The 19324-nt window shown below is 72.5% G+C and carries 18 protein-coding genes; 15 read left to right on the top strand and 3 right to left on the bottom strand.

Translation table 11 applies throughout. From position 1 onward, the window contains the following. Window positions 1-51: 51 nt before the first annotated feature. Window positions 52-1035 carry a type I pantothenate kinase gene (gene coaA, locus CV755_RS20920; RefSeq protein ID WP_364853606.1) on the bottom strand — a complete coding sequence of 328 codons (984 nt, stop codon included), beginning with the start codon at window positions 1033-1035 and terminating at the stop codon, window positions 52-54. Window positions 1036-1358: 323 nt separating this feature from the next. On the opposite strand from coaA, the gene CV755_RS34970 reads away from it, so the two are divergent. The 7 genes from CV755_RS34970 to CV755_RS36750 all read left to right on the top strand — a co-directional run bounded on the left by CV755_RS34970 (window position 1359) and on the right by CV755_RS36750 (window position 9951). Next, window positions 1359-1640 (top strand): hypothetical protein, encoded by a 282-nt coding sequence (locus CV755_RS34970; protein ID WP_109281715.1) that lies wholly within the window; start codon window positions 1359-1361, stop codon window positions 1638-1640. A 54-nt stretch (window positions 1641-1694) separates the two neighbouring features. Further along, window positions 1695-3542 carry a glutamine--fructose-6-phosphate transaminase (isomerizing) gene (gene glmS / locus CV755_RS20910; RefSeq protein WP_109281714.1) on the top strand — a complete coding sequence of 616 codons (1848 nt, stop codon included), beginning with the start codon at window positions 1695-1697 and terminating at the stop codon, window positions 3540-3542. After that, window positions 3539-3907, top strand: a complete 369-nt coding sequence (locus tag CV755_RS20905) for a holo-ACP synthase (RefSeq protein ID WP_109281713.1) — start codon at window positions 3539-3541, stop codon at window positions 3905-3907. Before glmS ends, CV755_RS20905 begins: the two co-directional genes overlap by 4 nt. A gap of 157 nt (window positions 3908-4064) precedes the next feature. Continuing rightward, window positions 4065-4565 (top strand): DUF6542 domain-containing protein, encoded by a 501-nt coding sequence (locus CV755_RS20900; RefSeq protein WP_109281712.1) that lies wholly within the window; start codon window positions 4065-4067, stop codon window positions 4563-4565. A gap of 19 nt (window positions 4566-4584) precedes the next feature. Beyond that, window positions 4585-6177, top strand: a complete 1593-nt coding sequence (locus tag CV755_RS20895) for an LCP family protein (RefSeq protein WP_109281711.1) — start codon at window positions 4585-4587, stop codon at window positions 6175-6177. 64 nt (window positions 6178-6241) lie between these two features. After that, window positions 6242-6637: a RidA family protein gene (locus CV755_RS20890; protein WP_109282012.1), complete on the top strand. Its 396-nt coding sequence runs from the start codon at window positions 6242-6244 to the stop codon at window positions 6635-6637. Window positions 6638-6666: 29 nt separating this feature from the next. Further along, entirely contained in the window at window positions 6667-9951 is a 3285-nt protein-coding gene (locus CV755_RS36750; RefSeq protein ID WP_109281710.1) for a serine protease, read from the top strand. A gap of 59 nt (window positions 9952-10010) precedes the next feature. On the opposite strand, the gene CV755_RS20880 is transcribed toward CV755_RS36750, so the two are convergent. Further along, the gene (locus CV755_RS20880; protein ID WP_109281709.1) at window positions 10011-11444 is read right to left on the bottom strand and encodes an NAD(P)H-hydrate dehydratase; all 1434 of its coding nucleotides are present in this window, start codon (window positions 11442-11444) and stop codon (window positions 10011-10013) included. A 68-nt stretch (window positions 11445-11512) separates the two neighbouring features. Between CV755_RS20880 and alr the strand changes: the two genes are divergently transcribed. The 4 genes from alr to CV755_RS20860 all read left to right on the top strand — a co-directional run bounded on the left by alr (window position 11513) and on the right by CV755_RS20860 (window position 15359). Next, the gene (gene alr, locus CV755_RS20875; protein WP_109281708.1) at window positions 11513-12700 is read left to right on the top strand and encodes an alanine racemase; all 1188 of its coding nucleotides are present in this window, start codon (window positions 11513-11515) and stop codon (window positions 12698-12700) included. Beyond that, entirely contained in the window at window positions 12697-13872 is a 1176-nt protein-coding gene (locus CV755_RS20870) for an alpha/beta fold hydrolase (RefSeq protein WP_109281707.1), read from the top strand. Before alr ends, CV755_RS20870 begins: the two co-directional genes overlap by 4 nt. 647 nt (window positions 13873-14519) lie before the next feature. Beyond that, on the top strand, window positions 14520-15047 hold the full coding sequence (gene tsaE / locus CV755_RS20865) for a tRNA (adenosine(37)-N6)-threonylcarbamoyltransferase complex ATPase subunit type 1 TsaE (RefSeq protein ID WP_109281706.1): 528 nt from the start codon (window positions 14520-14522) through the stop codon (window positions 15045-15047). Between the two features lie 111 nt (window positions 15048-15158). Then, window positions 15159-15359: a hypothetical protein gene (locus tag CV755_RS20860; protein WP_109281705.1), complete on the top strand. Its 201-nt coding sequence runs from the start codon at window positions 15159-15161 to the stop codon at window positions 15357-15359. A 24-nt stretch (window positions 15360-15383) separates the two neighbouring features. On the opposite strand, the gene CV755_RS20855 is transcribed toward CV755_RS20860, so the two are convergent. Beyond that, complete coding sequence (locus CV755_RS20855; protein WP_109282011.1) at window positions 15384-15962, bottom strand: hypothetical protein; 579 nt, start codon at window positions 15960-15962, stop codon at window positions 15384-15386. A 259-nt stretch (window positions 15963-16221) separates the two neighbouring features. Between CV755_RS20855 and tsaB the strand changes: the two genes are divergently transcribed. Genes tsaB through CV755_RS34965 form a run of 4 tightly spaced genes read left to right on the top strand, consistent with a single transcriptional unit; the run spans window position 16222 to window position 19173 of the window. Beyond that, window positions 16222-16890 carry a tRNA (adenosine(37)-N6)-threonylcarbamoyltransferase complex dimerization subunit type 1 TsaB gene (gene tsaB / locus CV755_RS20850; RefSeq protein WP_109281704.1) on the top strand — a complete coding sequence of 223 codons (669 nt, stop codon included), beginning with the start codon at window positions 16222-16224 and terminating at the stop codon, window positions 16888-16890. Between the two features lie 41 nt (window positions 16891-16931). Further along, window positions 16932-17417 (top strand): ribosomal protein S18-alanine N-acetyltransferase, encoded by a 486-nt coding sequence (gene rimI, locus CV755_RS20845; protein ID WP_109282010.1) that lies wholly within the window; start codon window positions 16932-16934, stop codon window positions 17415-17417. Continuing rightward, window positions 17401-18537, top strand: a complete 1137-nt coding sequence (gene tsaD / locus CV755_RS20840; protein WP_109281703.1) for a tRNA (adenosine(37)-N6)-threonylcarbamoyltransferase complex transferase subunit TsaD — start codon at window positions 17401-17403, stop codon at window positions 18535-18537. The genes rimI and tsaD overlap by 17 nt, the downstream gene beginning before the upstream one ends. Window positions 18538-18582: 45 nt before the next feature. Further along, window positions 18583-19173: a hypothetical protein gene (locus CV755_RS34965; RefSeq protein ID WP_109281702.1), complete on the top strand. Its 591-nt coding sequence runs from the start codon at window positions 18583-18585 to the stop codon at window positions 19171-19173. Window positions 19174-19324 lie beyond the last annotated feature (151 nt).

Raw genomic sequence — 19324 nt, 5'->3', positions numbered from 1 at the left:
GCAACCGGGCTTACCCGGAGCCCAGTTGGGGGCCCAACCTGCATGGGCCGGCTAAAGCTTCCGCAAGGACAATCGCTGGACCTTGTGGTCCGGCCCCTTCCGCAGGATCAGATTGGACCGCCCCCGCGTAGGCGCCACATTCTCCAGCAAATTCGGCTCGTTGATAGTCCGCCAATTGCGCCGGGCAAAATCCAGCGCCTCCTCCTCCGACACCTGCGTATAACGCCGGAAGTAGGACTCGGGATCCTGAAACGCCGTCTCCCGCAGCTTCTTGAAGCGGTCGTAGTACCACCGCTCGATGTCATCGGTACGGGCGTCCACATAGATGCTGAAGTCGAAGAAGTCGGCCAGCCCCACCCGGGTCCGCCCGTCCTCCCCCGGCAGCGCCGGCTGCAGCACGTTCAGGCCCTCGATGATCAGGATGTCCGGCCGGTGCACGGTCAGCCGCTCACCCGGCACGATGTCGTAGATCAGGTGGGAGTAGACCGGCGCGGACACCTCCGCCTTGCCCGCCTTCACATCCGCCACAAACCGGGTCAGCGCCCGCCGGTCATAGGACTCCGGGAACCCCTTCCGGGACATCAGCCCACGCCGCTGCAGTTCCGCGTTGGGCAGCAGAAAGCCGTCGGTGGTCACCAGCTCCACCCGGGGATGCTCCGGCCAGCGGGCCAGCAGCTCCCGCAGCAGGCGGGCCGTGGTGGACTTGCCGACCGCCACGCTGCCCGCCACGCCTATGACAAAGGGCGTGCCCCGCTGCGCCCCCTTCTCCCCGAGAAAGGTGTTGAGCGCCCCGCGCAGCTGCCCCGTGGCCCCTACATAGAGGTTGAGCAGCCGGGACAGCGGCAGATAGACGTCCCGTACCTCGTCCAGGTCGATGACATCGCCGAGGCCCCGCAGCCGCTCCACCTCCTCGGCGGTCAGCGGCAGCGGGGTGTTCTCGCGCAGGGCGCTCCACTCCGTGCGGGTGAGATCGACGAAGGGGGAGGAGTCGCCCGCGCGGCGGCGCTGCTGCGAGGGGTCTGCGGTGGTGGGCACGGGCCCCATTGTGCGCGGGTGACCGGGCGCGGTCACTGCGGGGTGTGGGGTTCGGGGGTTCCAGGGTGATTCACAGCGCTCCAGGTGATTCACCACGGTCCGAGTGATTCACCGGGCTCCGGATGATTCACAGCGCTCCAAGCGATTCACCGCGCTCCAAGTGATTCACCGCACTCCAGGCGATTCACCACCCCCCACCCCGTTTGCCCGGAGCGTCCCCGGGGAGGCGCGCGGGAGTGAAGTTTCCCTCTCGCCCTGTACCTACCGGCGAGTCAGGAATACGGTCCCACCCCCGGCCCGGCCCGCACCCTGCGAGGGACCCTGTGTTCGTACTCCGCCTCCTGCTCAGACGCGCCCGCGGGGCAGCCCGTCCGCCCCGCCGCCCGCACGCCGCGGCCCCCGCCGTCCCCGCCCCCGCGGAGGACGAGCTGTTCGCCGACCGCGTCCGCAGCGAGCTCTCCGACGAGCTGCCGGACGAGGACCTGGGCCAGGACCTGGGCGACTGCCTGGACCAGTACCACCTGGGCAGCAAGCCGCGCTGCGAGGAAGTGGAGTATCTGGAGCTGGTCCAGGAGGCCATCGACCGAATCGAGCGCGGCCACTGAGGCACTTTCCGGGGGACACCCCCGGACCCCCGGCCGGGCCGTACGCTGCACTCCATGTGCGGAATCGTGGGCTATGTGGGAGGGCGGTCCGCCCTCGACGTCGTGTTGGCGGGGCTGCGGCGGCTGGAGTACCGCGGCTATGACTCGGCCGGGGTGGCGGTGCTCGCCGACGGCGGGCTGGCCGCCGCCAAAAAGGTCGGCAAGCTGGCCAACCTGGAAAAGGAGCTGGCCGACCGGCCGCTGCCGTCCGGCTCCACCGGCATCGGCCACACCCGCTGGGCCACCCATGGCGGCCCCACCGATGCCAACGCCCATCCGCACCTGGACAACGCGGGCCGGGTCGCCGTGGTGCACAACGGCATCATCGAGAACTTCGCCGCGCTCCGCGCCGAGCTGGCCGAGCGCGGCCACGCCCTGGGCTCCGAGACGGACACCGAGGTGGTCTCCCATCTGCTGTCGGAGTCCTTCTCCTCCTGCGGCGACCTGGCCGAGGCCATGCGCCAGGTGTGCCGCCGGCTGGAAGGCGCCTTCACCCTGGTCGCGGTGCACGCCGACGACCCGGACGTGGTGGTGGGCGCCCGCCGCAACTCCCCGCTGGTGGTCGGCATCGGCGCCGGGGAGTCCTTCCTCGCCTCGGATGTGGCCGCCTTTATCGCCCACACCCGCGAGGCCGTGGAACTGGGCCAGGACCAGGTGGTGGAACTGCGCCGGGAGGGCGTGACGGTCACCGACTTCGAGGGCGCGCCCGCCGAGGTACGGGCGTACCACGTGGACTGGGACGCCTCGGCCGCCGAGAAGGGCGGCTATGACTACTTCATGCTCAAGGAGATCGCCGAGCAGCCCAAGGCAGTGGCCGACACCCTGCTGGGCCGGATCGACGCGGCCGGCTCGCTCACCCTGGACGAGGTACGGATCCCCGACTCGGTGCTGCGCGAGGTGGACAAGGTGGTGATCGTGGCCTGTGGCACCGCCTTCCACGCCGGGCTGATCGCCAAGTACGCCATCGAGCACTGGACCCGGATCCCCTGTGAGACGGAGCTGGCCAGCGAGTTCCGCTACCGGGACCCCATCCTGGACCAGCGCACCCTGGTGATCGCCATCTCCCAGTCCGGGGAGACCATGGACACCCTGATGGCGCTGCGGCACGCCCGTGAGCAGGGCGCCAAGGTGCTGGCCATCTGCAACACCAATGGCTCCACCATCCCCCGCGAGTCGGACGCGGTCCTCTACACCCATGCCGGGCCCGAGGTGGCGGTGGCCTCCACCAAGGCGTTTCTGACCCAGCTGGTGGCCTGCTATCTGGTGGCCCTCTATCTGGGCCAGGTACGCGGCACCAAGTGGGGTGACGAGGTCGGCAGTGTGATCCGCGAGCTCTCCGAGATCGCCACCCAGGTGGAGGAGGTGCTGGAGACCATGGAGCCGGTGCGCGAGCTGGCCCGCTCGCTGGCCGGCAAGAACACCGTCCTCTTCCTGGGCCGGCATGTCGGCTACCCGGTGGCCCTGGAAGGCGCTCTCAAGCTCAAGGAACTCGCCTATATGCACGCCGAGGGCTTCGCGGCGGGTGAGCTCAAGCACGGGCCCATCGCGTTGATCGAGAAGGACCTGCCGGTGGTCGTGGTGGTGCCCTCGCCGCGCGGCCGCTCGGTGCTGCACGACAAGATCGTCTCCAATATCCAGGAGATCCGGGCCCGCGGCGCCCGCACCATTGTGATCGCCGAGCGGGGCGATCAGGCGGTACGGCCCTACGCCGACCATCTGATCGAGATCCCGGCCACCCCGGTGCTGCTCCAGCCCCTGGTGGCCACCGTGCCCCTCCAGGTGTTCGCCTGCGAGCTGGCCACCGCCCGGGGCAATGAGGTGGACCAGCCGCGCAATCTGGCGAAGTCGGTGACCGTCGAATGATCGTCGGCGTGGGCATTGACGTGGCCGAGATCGACCGCTTTGACGCGGCCCTGCAGCGCACTCCAGGAATGGCCCAGCGCCTCTTCCTGGAACGGGAGTTGTATCTGCCCAGCGGCGAGCGGCGGGGCATCGCCTCGCTGGCCGCCCGGTTCGCCGCCAAGGAGGCCCTGGCCAAGGCGCTGGGCGCGCCGCCGGGCCTGCTGTGGACGGACGCGGAGGTCCTCACCGGCCCCAACGGCCGTCCCACCCTGGAGGTCTCCGGCACGGTGGCGGCCCGGGCCGAGGAGCTGGGGGTGCGTTCCTGGCATGTGTCGCTGAGCCATGACGCGGGGGTGGCGTCCGCGGTGGTGGTAGCGGAGGGCTGAGGGCGCCCGCGCCGGGGGAAGAGGATTACCGCCCGCAACCCCTGGCGCTCCGGGCCTCAGCCTGGGATAAATGACCAGGGCCGGGGCTGGGGTGCCACAGCAACACTTGCTACATTGCGCAACTATGCAACCCGGAATATCCCCACCCCGCTCCGCCGTGTCGCACCGCACCCCGGGCCCGCGCGGCCGGGCGGCTACGGGCAAGGGGAACCGCAGGGCCAGGTCCCGGGAGCGCGGCCGCCGGGCGCCGCTGCTGATCGCCCTCGCCCTGCCGGTGGCCGGCGCCGTCCTGGACGAGCTGACCGGCTCCGCACTGGGCCTGATCTTCGCGGTCACGGCTGCCCTGGGCGGGGCGCTGGCCGCGGCCGTCTGCTCCCGCTCCGGCGCCTGGTGGGTGGCGTATGCCCCGCCGCCGCTGATCGCGCTGATCACGGTGATCAGCGAACAGGCGGTGGGCAGGACCGGCTCGCACGGCCAGGGCAAGGGACTGACCACCGGCGCCGTGCACTGGGCCATCGATGCCTTCCCGGCGATGGCCGCGGCCGAGGCCGCGCTGCTGGCCGTACTGGCCCTGCGCTGGTACCGCTCCCGGCAGGGCGCGAACAAGGGCGCGAACAAAGGCGCGGGCGCGGGCAAAGACGCCGGCGTGAGCGAGTGAGCGAGAAGGGTGCGTAGAGGTGCGTAACAAAGAGCGCGAGCAGGGCGGCCGTACTCAGGGCCGGCGCGGCCGGGCCACGGCCCGTACCCGCACCCCCCGCGCGCTGATCGCCGGACGGGCCGCGGCCGGAGTGGTCTCCTTCGCCGTCCTGGCCACCAGCGGTGCGGCCTGGGCGACCTACCACTGGATCAACGGCGGCCTGAACACCTCCGACGCCCTGGACGCGGTGCGCAAGCGCGCCCCCAAGCACCTGGACGACTCTGTCAACCTGCTGCTGATCGGCCTTGATTCACGCAAGGACATGAACGGCAACGACCTGCCCGACGAATTCATCAAGGACGAACTGCACGCCGGATCGAGCAGCAATGGGTTCTACAACACCAACACCCTGATCCTGCTGCACATACCCGCCGACGGCGGCAAGGTGCAGGCCTTCTCCATTCCGCGCGACGACTATGTCCAGACCTACAACGGCGATGGCTCGCCCCAGGCCCACCCGTACAAGATCAAGGAGGCGTACGGCAACGCCTACGAAGGGCGCCGGGAGAGGCTTTCCGCCAAGGGCGAGAAGGGTGCCGAGCTGGAGGCGGACAGCCGGGAGGCGGGCCGGGAGGCCACTCTGGCCACCGTCCAGAACTTCCTGGACGTGCCCATCGACCACTTCGCCGAGGTCAATCTGAAGGGCTTCTACGACATCGCCCAGGCGCTCGGCGGGATCGATGTCTGCCTGAAGCACGCGGTGAAGGAGAAGAACTCCGGCGCCGACTTCCACGCCGGCCGGCAGACGCTCAACGCCCGCCAGGCACTGGCCTTTGTCCGCCAGCGGCACGGTCTGCCCCAGGAGGACCTCTCCCGTACCCACCGCCAGCAGGCCTTTATCTCCTCGGTCACCCACAAGCTGAAGACCGAGGGCGTCTTCGACAGCCTGGACAAGCTTCAGAAGCTCTTCGGGGTGGTGAAGAAGGACCTGGTCATCGACAGCAGCCTGAATGTCATCGACTTCTCCCAGCAGGCCACCAACCTCACCGGCGGCAAGGTGGAGTTCCGCACCCTGCCCACCGAAGGCTCGGCCACCCGCAACAACGAGGACGTCCAACTCGTCAATGTGGAGAAGGTCCGTGGCCTGGTGAAGCAGGTGTTCTACGGCGGCGCCGCGCCGTCGGCGAGCGCGAGCGATGGCAAGTCCGGAGGCAAGTCCAAGGCCCCGCAGAAGGCGGCGCCGGGCACCGTGGACGTCCGCAATGGCACCGGCAGGACCGAGCCCGTCGCCTCCGAGGAGCTCAAGGCTCTTACGGCACTGGGTTATTCGGCGGGCAGCACCGCCAATGCCGAGCCGCAGTCGCAGACCACCGTCGTCTATGGCAAGGGCGCCCAGGAGGCCGCCAAGCAGATCGCCGCCCGCCTGGGCGCGACCGTGGCACCGGCCCCCAACGCCGACATCCCGGCCGGGCATGTCCAGGTCACCCTGGGCGCCAACTACGCCGGGCCCAAGGCGCCGTCCGGCGGCCCGTCCCCGTCCAACTCGCCCTCGTCCAGCCCGTCCGAGAAGGTGGACGACAGCCAGTTCGCGGGGGACACGGTCAAGGAGGGCGGGATTCCCTGCGTGGACTGACTCCGTCCCCCGGAGTGTGATCCCGGTGACGGCGCGGCCCGCGTTTGGCGGCCAGGATGCCGCCATGACCCAACTCACCCATATCCATGCCCCCGAGGGCGTCGCCCCCGGCAACGGCTACAGCCAGGTCGTCCATGGCACCGGCCGGCTGGTGGCCGTCTCCGGCCAGGTGGCCTTCGATGAGCACGGCACCCTGGTCGGCCCCGGCGATGCGGCGGTCCAGGCGCGCCAGGTCTTCGAGAACCTGCGCCGCTGCCTGGCCGCCGCCGGGGCCGGCTTCGGGGACGTCATCAAGCTGACCTACTTCGTCACCGATGTCGCCCACCTCCCCGCGATCCGCGCCGCCCGCGACGAGTTCATCGACGTGGCCCGTCCGCCGGCCAGCAGCGCGGTCCAGGTGGCGGCGTTGTTCCGCCCCGAACTGCTGCTGGAAGTGGAGGCGTTGGCGCTCGTACCGTAGGCGGCGGCGGACGGGACGGAGGGGGAGCCGTGCATCATCCGGTGAGGGAGCGCATCGTGGCGGTGCTCGGCCCCCGGCAGGGCAGCGGATATCTGCTGGCGCCGGCGCTGGTGTTGACGGCCGGGCATGTGGTGTCGGGCGCGGAGACGGTACGGGCCGTGGTGCCCGGCGGAGTCGGACCGGTTGGGTGCCGGGTGGCTTGGCTGCGGGACGACGAGGAGTGCGACGCGGCGTTGCTGGTCGCGGAGCGGTCGCTGGTGCCGGAGGGGGTGGCGGCCGCTTTCGAGCCCGTGGAGTGGGCCGAGCTGTCTCTCGGCGCCTGGTCCGGCGCCCAGGCGATCGGCTTTCCGGACGTGCAGCGGTCGCTACAGGGGGAGCTGGACACCGAGCAGTTCGTGGGCACCCTGAAGACCGGCAGCCAGCTGATGGGCGGGCGCTACGTCCTGGACAGTGACCATGCCGCACCGCAGGCGGTGGCCGGCTCGCCCTGGGCGGGGATGTCCGGCGCCGCGGTGTTCGTCAGCGGCTATCTGGTCGGTGTCGTGTGTTCGGATCCGGCCGGCTGGCGGCACAGCAGGCTCTCGGTGCTGCCGGGGAAAACGATGCTCCGGCACCGCGTGTTCGTGGGGGAATGCTGGGCAGCAGGCCACCGTTCCCGCTTGCGCATCGTCGCTCACCGACCGGAGTCCGAGACGGACAAGTTCGAACACGCCCTCCGCGAATACCTGGTCCGCAAGGCCGCCGAACTGACCATCGTCGGGCTGACCTTGTCGGACGGCGACGGGGAAACCTGGCCCCTGGACACGGCCTATCTGAGCCTGGAGCTCACGGGCGGCCGGCGCACCGACGACTTCGGCGCCCCGGCCGTCTCCGCCCCGCAGCGCGCCGAGGCGGCCCTGGCCGGACAGAAGCGGGTGCTGCTGCGCGGCGCGGCCGGCTCCGGCAAGACGACCTTGCTGCAATGGCTGGCCACCATCACCGCACGCGACGAACTCCCCCCAGCCCTCAGTCAGTTGACGGGGTGCCTCCCCCTGACCCTCTCCTTACGCGCCCTGGTCCGCGAGGGCAGCGAACTGCCCCGGCCCGAGGACTTCCTGGCCGCCGCCGCCCGCCCCCTGGCCGGGCAGCCCGGCGCCTGCGGCTGGGTGACCCGCCGCCTCGCCGAAGGCACCCTGCTCCTCCTCATCGACGGCGTGGACGAGGTCCCCGAGGCCGACCGCCGCCGCACCCTCACCTGGCTCAAGGACCTGCTGGCCGCCTACCCGTCCGCCCGCTATGTGGTCACCACCCGCCCCTCCGCCGTGCGCGAGGGCTGGCTGGCGGACCTCGGCTTCACCGAGCTGGAGCTGCTGCCGATGAGCCGGGCCGATGTGGCCGCGTTCATCGACCGCTGGCACACCACGGCGGAGCGCCACGCCCTCCCGGACGAACTCGACCGCCTGCGCGCCTTCCGGGAATCCCTCCGGACCGCCGTGGTTGCCAAGCCGGACCTGGGCAGGCTGGCCACCAACCCCCTGATGTGCGCCATGATCTGCGCCCTCAACCGGGCCCGCCGAGGCTACCTGCCCCGTGGCCGCATGGAGCTCTACCGCGCCGCCCTGGAACTCCTCCTGGTCCGCCGCGACCGCGAACGCGACATTCCCCTCCTCCCGGAACTCGACCACGCCCACCAGCTGGCCCTGCTCCAGAAGATCGCCTACTGGCTGATCCGCAACGGCCGTTCGGAGATCGAGTGGCACAAGGCGGTGGAAATCGTGGGCCGCGCGCTCCCGGCCATGCCCTCCGTGGCGGACGCGGACCCGGCGCGGCTCCTGGACCACCTGGTCCTGCGCAGCGGCCTGCTGCGCCGCCCCACCAGCGAGACCCTGGACTTCATCCACCGCACCTTCCAGGACTACCTGGGCGCCAAGGCCGCCGTGGACGACTGGGACTTCGACGTCCTGGTCGAGCATGCCCACGACGACCAGTGGGAGGACGTGCTGCGGATGGCGGTGGGGCACGCGGTGCCCCGTGCCCGGGCGGAGCTGTTCCGCCTGCTGCTGGCCCGCGCGGAGCGCGAGCCGAGGCGGCGCCACCGACTGCACCTGGTGGCCGCCGCCTGCCTGGAGCATGCGACGGAGGTGGACCCGGAGGTACGGGCCCAAGTCGAGGGCGCTGCCCGTGAGTTGATTCCGCCCCGCGATGTGGACTCGGCCAAGGAGCTGGCCGCGGCCGGGCGAGTGGTGCTGGACCTGCTGCCGGGGCCGGAAGGACTGCCGGACGAGGTGGCGCACGCGGTGGTGGTGGCGGCCACGACGGTGGGCGGTGACCAGGCGATTCCCTTGCTGGCGCGGTATGCCACGCATGACTATCTCAATATCCGCAGCCAACTGTCCTGGTCCTGGGACAAGTTCGACACACAGCGCTATGCGGACGAGGTGATAGCCGAGCTCGCCTACGAGGAAGCGGACTCCGGGCTGCGGTTCGCCGTGAAGTCGCGGGAACATATGAAGGCGCTTGCCCGGCTCGGCGGGCGGCCTCTGGTGGAGTGCTTTACGCCGCCGAGCGCCGATGTCCTGGACGAACTGTTCACCCCCGTCCTCCAGGATGCGAGTTTCGCCTGCGCCGGGATCGTGGATCTCGGCATCCTCCGCGAGTTTCGGCCGCTGCGCGGCGTACGGGTGCAACTGGCGGACCAGGTCCGCGGGCTGGGCAAGATGCCCATGGACCGTTTGCGCCTGCTCCACCTGGAGCTTGAGCACTGCCCGTGCGACCTGGCGGCGGTATCCGACATGGCGGAGCTCAGGAACCTCTTTCTGGGCTGGTCGGCCGGCCACTGGTCGGCGCCCGGGCGGCTGGTACTGCCGCCCGGTCTCCGGCGCCTCGGCCTCGGAGAACGGGCGGCAGACCTGCTGCGTGCCCGCACGCACGACCTGCCGGACCTGGAGACGCTGGCCTACGACAGGACGGACTTCCAGACCCGGCACCTCGCCCTGCACACCCTGCCCCGCCTCCGGGGCCTGGGGATCCGGGACGAGGCGCCGACGTCATGGGCCGGGGCGCGGCCCGTGCCGGGGGTGACCAAGCTGTCGTTGATCCGCCCGGTGGGCCTTGATGGGCTGGCCCGGCTGCCCGAGGTCTTCCCGGCCGTGGAGGAGCTCTTCATCAGCACCCACAAGTCCCTCGGCGAGCCTTTGGACTTGGCCCCGCTGATAGACCACGGGGCGCTCACCACCGTACGCATCCACCACTCCGGTCCGGTGCTCAACGCGGAAGCGCTGCAACCCCGATGCGAGGTGACGGTCAAACCGGCGACCATCAATGTGAGGCCCTGAACCGACTTCCCTCGGCCCGGCCGGAGTCCGGGAACGGGCCCGCCCGATTGGAGCGGCGCTCACCCCCTCGCAACATCCCGCCAAACCCCCTCCAGCCCCTCCGCCACCCCCATCGAGGTGATCGGCCCCGCCCCCAGCCGCCGTGCCGCCAGTCCGTGCAGATAGGCGCCCACCGCCGCCGCGTCCCGGCCCGGCAGTCCGGCGGCCAGCAAGGAGCCGGTCAGGCCGGAGAGGACGTCGCCGCTGCCGGCGGTGGCCAGCCAGGGGGTGCCGGTGGGGTTGACCCGTACCGGGTGGTGGTGCGGGGAGGCGATCAGGGTGGTGGAGCCCTTCAGCAGGGTGGTGGCGCCGTACCGCTCGGTCAGGGAACGGACCGCGGCGAGGCGGGCGGCCTCGACCTCCTCGCGGGACAGGCCCAGCAGCGCGGCGGCCTCGCCCGCGTGCGGGGTGAGGATGGTCTCCGCACTCCGGCGCCGCACCGCCTCGGGGGAGAGCAGGCGCAGGCCGTCCGCGTCCACCAGCACCGGGACGTCGGAGGCCAGGACGTCCTCCAGAGCCTGCCGCGCCTCGGAACCGTCGCCCAGGCCGGGGCCGACCACCCAGGACTGGACCCGGCCCGCCTTGGCGGGCGGTCCGGCCGAGACCAGGGTCTCGGGGAAGCGGGCGATCACCGCGTCGGCGGCCGGGCCGACATAGCGGACCGCCCCGGCCCCGCCCCGCAGCGCGCCCGCGACCGCCAGCACGGCGGCACCCGGGTAGCGCGCGGAACCGGCGACCACGCCGACCACGCCCCGCCGGTATTTGTCGCTCTCGCCCGTGGGCCTCGGCAGCAGCCGGGCCGCGTCCGCGTGCTGGAGGGCCTCCACATCGGGCTCGCCGGGGAGGCGGAGGCCGATGTCCACCAGGCGCAGCGCCCCCGCGTACTCCCGCGCCGGATCGATCAGCAGGCCCGGCTTGTAGGTGCCGAAGGTGATCGTCGCATCGGCCCGTACCGCCGCTCCCCGCACCTCGCCGGTATCGGCGTCCACCCCGCTGGGCAGGTCCACGGCCACCACCAGCGCCCCGGCCGCCGCCTCCACCAGCGGCAGCGCCGTCTCCCGCAGGCCGCCCCGGCCGCCGATGCCGACGATGCCGTCCAGCACCAGATCGGCGCGGGAGACGGCGCGTACGCCGTCGGCGGCGTCCTGTACGCGCCCCCCGGCGGCGCGCAGCGCCCGCAGGCCGCCGGGATGGGCGCGGCCGGGGGAGAGCAGGACGGCGGTCACCCCGGCACCGCGCCGGGCCAGCCGGGCGCCCGCGTAGAGCGCGTCGCCCCCGTTGTCCCCGCTGCCCACCAGCAGCGCCACCCGCGCCCCGGACACCCGGCCGAGCAGCTCGGCCGAGGCCGCGGCCAGGCCCGCCGCCGCGCGCCGCATCAGGGCGCCCTCGGGAAGTTCGGCCATGAGCTGGCGCTCGGCGGCCCGGACGGTCTCCACGCTGAAGCCGGTTCTCATACGAATCAGTGTCCCCACCGGGCCCCGGCCCGCACCCCTCACGGCAGTGGCCTGAGACACTGGCGGGGATGAGTGAGACAGCGATGCGTGTCCGTGCCCAGATCGACCTGGCCGCCCTGCGCGCCAATGTGCGTGCCCTTCGGGCGCGTGCGCCCCGGTCGCAGCTGATGGCCGTGGTCAAGGCCAATGGCTATGGCCATGGCGCGATCCGCTGTGCCCGGGCGGCCCGGCAGGCCGGGGCCGGCTGGGTGGGTACGGCTCTTCCGCAGGAGGCGCTGGCGCTGCGTGCCGCGGGCGACCGCGGGCGGCTGATGTGCTGGCTGTGGACGCCGGGCGGCCCCTGGCGGGAGGCCGTGGAGGCGGACATCGACTGCTCGGTCAGCGGGCTCTGGGCGCTTGAGGAGGTCTCCGCGGCGGCCCGCGCGGCCGGCCGTACCGCCAGGATCCAGCTGAAGATAGACACCGGCCTGGGCCGCAACGGCTGCGCCCCGGGCGACTGGGAGCGGCTGATAGCCGCCGCCCGCGCCGCCGAGGACGCGGGCACCGTCCGCGTCACCGGCATCTGGTCGCACTTCGCCTGCGCCGATGAGCCGGGGCACCCCTCCATCCAGGCCCAGCTGGCCGTCTTCCGGGACGCGGTGTCGTACGCGGAGCGGCAGGGCATTCGTCCGGAGGTGCGGCATATCGCGAACTCCCCGGCCACCCTCACCCTCCCCGAGTCCCACTTCGACCTGGTGCGTACCGGTATCGCCATGTACGGCATCTCGCCGGACCCGGTGCTGGGCAGCCCCGCCGACCTCGGCCTGCGGCCGGTGATGACGCTGTCCGCCACCCTGGCCTCGGTCAAGCGGGTGCCGGGCGGGCACGGCGTCTCCTACGGGCACCGCTATGTCACCCCGGGGGAGACCACCCTGGCCCTGGTCCCGGTCGGCTACGCCGACGGAATCCCGCGCTCCGGATCGGGTGCCGGCCCGGTGCTGATCGGCGGCAAGTGGCGCACCGTGGCCGGCCGGGTGGCCATGGACCAGTTCGTGGTGGACCTGGGCGGCGACAGCGCCGAGCCCGGCGACGAGGCGGTGCTCTTCGGCCCCGGCGACCGGGGCGAGCCCACTGCCGAGGACTGGGCCAGAGCGACCGGAACCATCGCTTACGAAGTGGTCACACGCATCTCCGACCGGGTGCCCCGCGTCTACGTTGGTGAGGACGAGCACCTGGACGACGAGCACCAGTACACCGATACGGGGGGCCGGCGATGAGCGAGGGTGACAGTGCGGGCAGGGTGACGGGCGGCGGGGCGAGCGGCTGGCTGCGCGGTGCGGCGCTGGCCGGCGCCGCGGTGGGCGTGGTCGCCGCGGGAGCGGCGGCCGGTGTGGTGGCCGAACGGCTGACCGTGGGCCGTGGGATGCGCCGCAAGGCGCGGCTGGCGCTGGACTCGGCCGGCCCCTACGGGACGCTGCGCGGCACCCCGGGCAAGGTCCGGGCCGAGGACGGCACCGAGCTCTACTACGAGATCGACGAGGTGGACCAGGCCGGTCCGGAGCGCCGGGCGCGGCTCTTCGGCCGCCGCCCCGCACCACCGGTCACCGTGGTTTTCAGCCATGGTTACTGTCTCAACCAGGACGCCTGGCACTTCCAGCGCGCGGCCCTGCGCGGCGCGGTCCGCATGGTCTTCTGGGACCAGCGCAGCCATGGCCGCTCCGGGCGCAGCGCGAGCGAGCCCTCCATCGACCTGCTGGGCCGCGACCTCAGAACGGTCATCGAGGCCGCCGCGCCCCGGGGGCCGCTGGTGCTGGTGGGGCACTCCATGGGCGGTATGACACAGATGGCGCTGGCCGCCCAGTACCCGGAGCTGATCAGCGACCGGGTGCTGGGGGCGGCCTTCCTGGCCACCTCCTCCGGCCGGCTGGGCGAGCTGACCTTCGGTCTGCCGACGGTGGGGATGAGCGTGGTACGGCGGGTGCTGCCCGGCGCGTTCAAGCTGATGACCGCCCAGCCGGAGCTGGTGGAGAAGGGCCGCCGGGCCGGGGCGGAGCTGCTGGCCGGGATCTACCGCCGCTACTCCTTCGGCTCCCGGGACATCGACCCGGCGGTGGCCCGGTTCGGCGAACGGCTGCTGGAGTCCACCCCGGTGGATGTGGTCGCCGAGTTCTACCCGGCACTGGCCGGCCACGACAAGAGCGCGGCGCTGGGCGCGTTCGCGGGCGTGCCGGTGCTGGTGGCCGCGGGCGACAAGGACCTGGTCATCCCCGCTGCCCACAGCGAGGTCATCGCCGCCGCGCTGCCGGACGCGGAGCTGGTCCTGATCCCCGGTGCGGGTCATCTCCTCCTCCTGGAAACCCCCACCCTGATCGAGGACCGCCTCCGCTCCCTCCTGACCGCGGCCGGTGCCCTGACCAACCCCCACCCCCACACCGCCGACGCCCCGTAGGGCGGCGCCCCGCCAGGGGCGCGGGGAACTGCGCGAGCAACCCCCACGGCCCGCGGCCGCCCGGCCAGGGCCCTGGGCAGACGCCCTTGCTTCGTCGGGTGCGCCTCCTCAGGGGCGCGGGGAACTGCGCGACCAGCCACGCACGGCCCGCGGCCGAACGGCGAGGGTCCTCGGCAGACGCCCTTGCTTCGTCGGGTGCGCCCTCTCAGGGGCGCGGGGAACTGCGCGAGCAGCCACGCACGGCCTGCGGCCGCCCGGCCAGGGCCCTGGGCAGACGCCCTTGCTTCGTCGGGTGCGCCCTCTCAGGGGCGCGGGGAACTGCGCGAGCAGCCACGCACGGCCTGCGGCCGAACGGCGAGGGTCGTCGGCAGACGCCGTTTCATCACCGAGTGCGGCCCGGTGGCCGGTTGTGCCGACCCTCCCCCAGCCCCCTGCCGGGGGGCGCCCCCATCGCCCTGCGGAACGACTGCCCACAACCGGAACCCTCAGGGGCGCGGGGAACTGCGCGAGCAACCAGCCACGGCCTGCGGCCGACCAGCCACGGCCCGCGGCCGAACGGCCAGGGACATAGGCAGATGCGGGCCGGAACCCCGCCCGCCCAAAACACCCCGCACCCGCAGACACCCCGCCCCGTACCATCGATCGGTATGAACGCCCCGCTTCAAACCCCCGGTACCCCCACCGCACTGACCATCAAGACCGCCGAGGAGATGCGCGAACTGGGCCGCCGCCTGGCCGCCCTGCTGCGCCCCGGCGACCTGGTCCTCCTCTCCGGCGAGCTGGGCGCGGGCAAGACCACGCTGACCCGTGGCCTCGGCGAGGGTCTGGGCGTACGCGGCGCGGTGACCTCGCCGACCTTTGTGATCGCCCGGGTGCACCCCTCCCTCTCCGGCGGCCCGGCCCTGGTCCATGTGGACGCCTACCGCCTCTCCGGCGGCCTGGACGAGATGGAGGACCTGGACCTGGACGTCTCGCTGCCCGAGTCGGTCATCGTCGTGGAGTGGGGCGACGGCAAGGTCGAGGAGCTCTCCGAGGACCGCCTGCGAGTGTTCATCTCCCGGTCGGTGGGCGACGCGGCGCCCCAGGACGAGGACGCCGATGACGTCCGTACCGTCACCCTCACCGGCTATGGCGCCCGCTGGGCGGACACCGACCTGGCGGCCCTCGGACACTAACCGACAAGCTGTCGGCAAGATGTTGCGCGCGCCCGCCCGGCCGTGGTCACATGGAAGGCAGAGACACGGTTAGGTCTACCTAACCTTGCCCATCTGCCTCAGGAGGCACCCATGTCGGCACCCGAGCCTGCCGCCGTGCCGGACCGCTCCGAGGAGCGGACCCCCTCGATGCGCGACCTCCTCGCGTCCTGCGCCGCCGCGGACGCGGTCTCCAAGCCGCCGGCGCCGCAGCCGCCCGAGCCCGCCGAGGACGACCCCGCACCGGAGCGCGGAAGCGCCGAACGCCGAAGCACCGCGCACCGCGCCGCCTGAGCAGCCCAGCGCCCCCCAGGGCGATCAGCGAACCACCACGATCTTCGTATCCCGCGTGGCGAACTCCCACATCGCCCGCCCATCCGCCGGAGTCTCCCGGATGGCCCCCGTCTTCTTCGGCGAACTCGGATCCGGCGAGGACCCGTCCACCGCCGCGCTGAAGCCGAAGACCACCCCCGTGGCGTCCCGCCCGAACCGCACCACATGCTCGATCGGTACCCCGTCCGAGCCGGTGCCGGTGGGGCTGCGCGAGGTCACCGAGTACGTGCCGGGCGCCGGGCTGACCGAGCTGGGCGCCACGGCGAAGGAGCGCGCCGTCTTCTCGTCCGCTCCCACCAGCCACACCCGCTTCTGGCCCAGCGCATAGACGACCCGCTTCCCGGTCCCCGACCCGGCCGGCGGCGCCGCCTTGTCCGTCTCCGGGCCCTTGGCCTTGTCGTCCTTGCCCTTGCCCGAGGGCTGGGCCGAGGGCGAGGAGGAGGCGTGGGCCGGCCGGACCGGCTTGTCGTTGGCCGCCGATGCCTGGTAGGCGAGGAATCCGACCACCGCCAGCGCACCGGCGGTGAGCCCGGCCACAACCACACCCGAGCTGTTGCGTGCCACCCTGCGCACCCTTTCGTCCTGTGTACGGGCCGGTATACCGCCTGTATAGGGCCGATACGGCCGGCAGCCGACCCAGCCGACCCAGCCGACCAACCGATCCAGCCAACCCAGGCAGCCCAGCCGCACGGCATCCGGCCCCCGGCTGACCGTAGCACCCACGGCACCCCCCGCGACGCGCTCCCATCGCGCCCCCGGAGGGCCCCCGGGAGCAGCGGACGCGCGCACCGTCCGCCCCATCGCGCGCCGTAGGCTTGTCACTGTGCTGCTGCTCGCTCTTGATACCGCAACCCCTGCCGTCACCGTCGCCCTGCACGACGGAGAGTCCGTGCTCGCCGAGTCACACCAGGTGGACGCACGCCGGCACGGCGAGCTGCTGCTGCCCGCCGTGGACCGGGTGCTCGCCGAGGCCGGCCGCACACTGAAGGACCTGACCGGCATCGTCACCGGCGTGGGCCCCGGCCCGTACACCGGCCTGCGGGTCGGCATCGTCACCGCCGCCACCTTCGGCGCCGCCCTCTCCATCCCCGTGCACAGCCTGTGCAGCCTGGACGGCATTGCCTATGCCGCCGGCCAGGCGGGCCTGACCGGCGAGTTCGTGGTGGCCACCGACGCCCGCCGCAAGGAGGTGTACTGGGCCAGGTACGCCGACCCCCGCACCCGGATCACCGAGCCCGCCGTGGACCGCCCCGGCGACCTCACCGAGCCGCTGGCCGGGCTGACCGCGGTGGGCGCGGGCGCGGTGCTCTACGCCGACGCCTTCTCGGACGTACGCGCCGACCTCCCCCAGCACCAGTCGGCCGCCGCCCTGGCCGCGCTGGCCGTGGAGAAGCTGCGCGGCGGCGGCGAGTTCCTGCCCGGCCGGCCGCTGTATCTGCGCCGCCCGGACGCCCAGGTACCGGCCAACTACAAGGTGGTCACCCCCAAGTGAGCACCGTGGACGCGACCGCCGAGAAGGTGCGCATCCGGGAGATGCGCTGGTGGGACATCGCGCCGGTACTGGATCTGGAACGCGCGCTGTTCCCCGACGACGCCTGGTCCAAGGGCCTGTTCTGGTCCGAACTCGCCCACGCCCGGGGCGCCGGGGCCAACCGCCGCTATCTGGTGGCCGTGGACGACACCGACCGGGTGGTCGGCTACGCCGGCCTGGCCGCGGTGGACGGCACCGGCGATGTCCAGACCATCGCCGTCGCCTTCGAGCACTGGAGCACCGGCCTGGGCTCCCGGCTGCTGGGCGAACTCCTCACCGCGGCAACCGACTTCGAGTGCCGCGAGGTGCTCCTGGAAGTGCGCGTGGACAACACCCGCGCCCAACGCCTCTACGAGCGCTTCGGTTTCGAGCCCGTCGGCATCCGCCGCGGCTACTACCAGCCCGGCAACGTCGATGCGCTGGTAATGCGTCTGACCCTCGTCCACCCGGACAACCAGCAAGGAATGCCCCATGACTCGCAAGGCTGACGAACCGCTCGTCCTCGGCATCGAGACCTCCTGCGACGAGACCGGCGTCGGCATCGTCCGCGGCCACACCCTGCTTGCCGACGCGGTCGCCTCCAGTGTCGATGAGCACGCCCGCTTCGGCGGAGTGGTCCCCGAGGTCGCCTCCCGTGCCCATCTGGAGGCGATGGTCCCCACCATCCAGCGCGCCCTGAAGGAGGCCGGCGTCGCCGCCTCCGACCTGGACGGCATCGCGGTCACCGCGGGCCCCGGCCTGGCCGGCGCCCTGCTGGTCGGCGTCTCGGCCGCCAAGGCGTACGCCTACGCGCTGGGCAAGCCGCTCTACGGCGTCAACCACCTGGCCTCGCACATCTGCGTGGACCAGCTGGAGCACGGCGCCCTCCCCGAGCCCACCATGGCCCTCCTGGTCTCCGGCGGCCACTCCTCCCTGCTCCTCGCCCCGGACATCACCTCCGACGTCCGCCCCCTCGGCTCCACCATCGACGACGCCGCGGGCGAGGCCTTCGACAAGATCGCCCGAGTGCTCAATCTGGGCTTCCCCGGCGGCCCGGTGATCGACCGCTACGCCCGCGAGGGCGACCCGGACGCCATCCGCTTCCCGCGCGGCCTGACCGGCCCCCGCGACCCCGTCTACGACTTCTCCTTCTCCGGCCTGAAGACCGCCGTCGCCCGCTGGATCGAGGCCAAGCGGGCCGCCGGGGAGAACGTCCCCGTCGCCGATGTGGCCGCCTCCTTCCAGGAGGCCGTGGTGGACGTCCTCACCCGCAAGGCCGTCCGCGCCTGCAAGGACCATGGAGTGGAGCACCTGATGATCGGCGGCGGAGTGGCCGCCAACACCCGGCTGCGCGCCATGGCCGAACGCCGCTGTGAGGACGCGGGCATAACGCTGCGCGTCCCGCGTCCCAAGCTGTGCACCGACAACGGCGCCATGGTCGCCGCCCTGGGCGCCGAAATGGTCGCCCGCGGCCGCGCCGCCTCCTCCTGGGACCTCTCCGCGGACTCCTCCCTCCCGGTCACCGACCCCCACGTCCCCGGCCACGACCACGACCATGACCACGCGCATGGCCATGGCCACGACCACGACCACTTCCACGAGCTGAGCAAGGACAACCTCTACTCCTGACCCCATAAGCCCGTAGCCCCATAAGCCCGTAGCCCCATAAGCTCCATGAGCCCCATAAAGCGCCTGCCCCTGCCGCCACCCCCACCGCCCCCGGAGATCCGCGCCTGGCCCGACCGCCAGGCGCTGCTCGCCGACCGCGCCCGCGCCCTCCGCGAGGGCACCCGCGTCGCGCTGTCCCTCCGTGAGCTGCTGATGGTCGCCTTCCTGGCCTGCTGGCTCACCCTGGCCTGGTACCTGTGCGCCACCGGAACCCGGCACTACCTGGACCAACAGGGCTGGCGGTCCTACGTCCCCTGGCTCTTCCTCGGCGTCCTCTTCCTGACCGGCGCCGCCGGCAGCGCCGCCCTCACCCACCGCCGCGACCGACAGCTGCGCCAACTCCTCACCCTCTGGCAGGACTTGGACCACGACCCGGCCTCGGTACGGCGCTGGTCCTGCCCCCTCCACACCCTGGCCTGGGCGGCCGGCTCGGCCGCCTTCTGCGCCCTGGCCGCGGCCCTGGCCACCGGCTCGCCAACAGACCTGGGCGGCACCCCCGCCTTCCTCCTCGCCGCCACCCACAGCGCCGGCAAGCCCCTCCACCACCGACGCCGCCTACGCCGCGAAAGCCAGGCTTCCCGCCCCACGGCGACCTGAGCCGTCGGCACCCCGCCCCGTCAGGGGCGCGGGGAACTGCGCGACCAGCCACATACGGCCCGCACCCGCCCCCGCCCCGCGGCCGCGCCGCCGCTCGCCGCCGGCGCCCATGGACTGACGCAGGTCCCGGGCCACCGGCGGCTGCTACGCA

Origin of the sequence: Streptomyces orinoci (genome assembly GCF_003121295.1) — a bacterium.
Lineage (GTDB): Bacteria > Actinomycetota > Actinomycetes > Streptomycetales > Streptomycetaceae > Streptomyces > Streptomyces orinoci.
The sequence above is the reverse complement of the archived record's forward strand: the minus strand, read 5'-3'. Positions and strand labels throughout refer to the sequence as shown.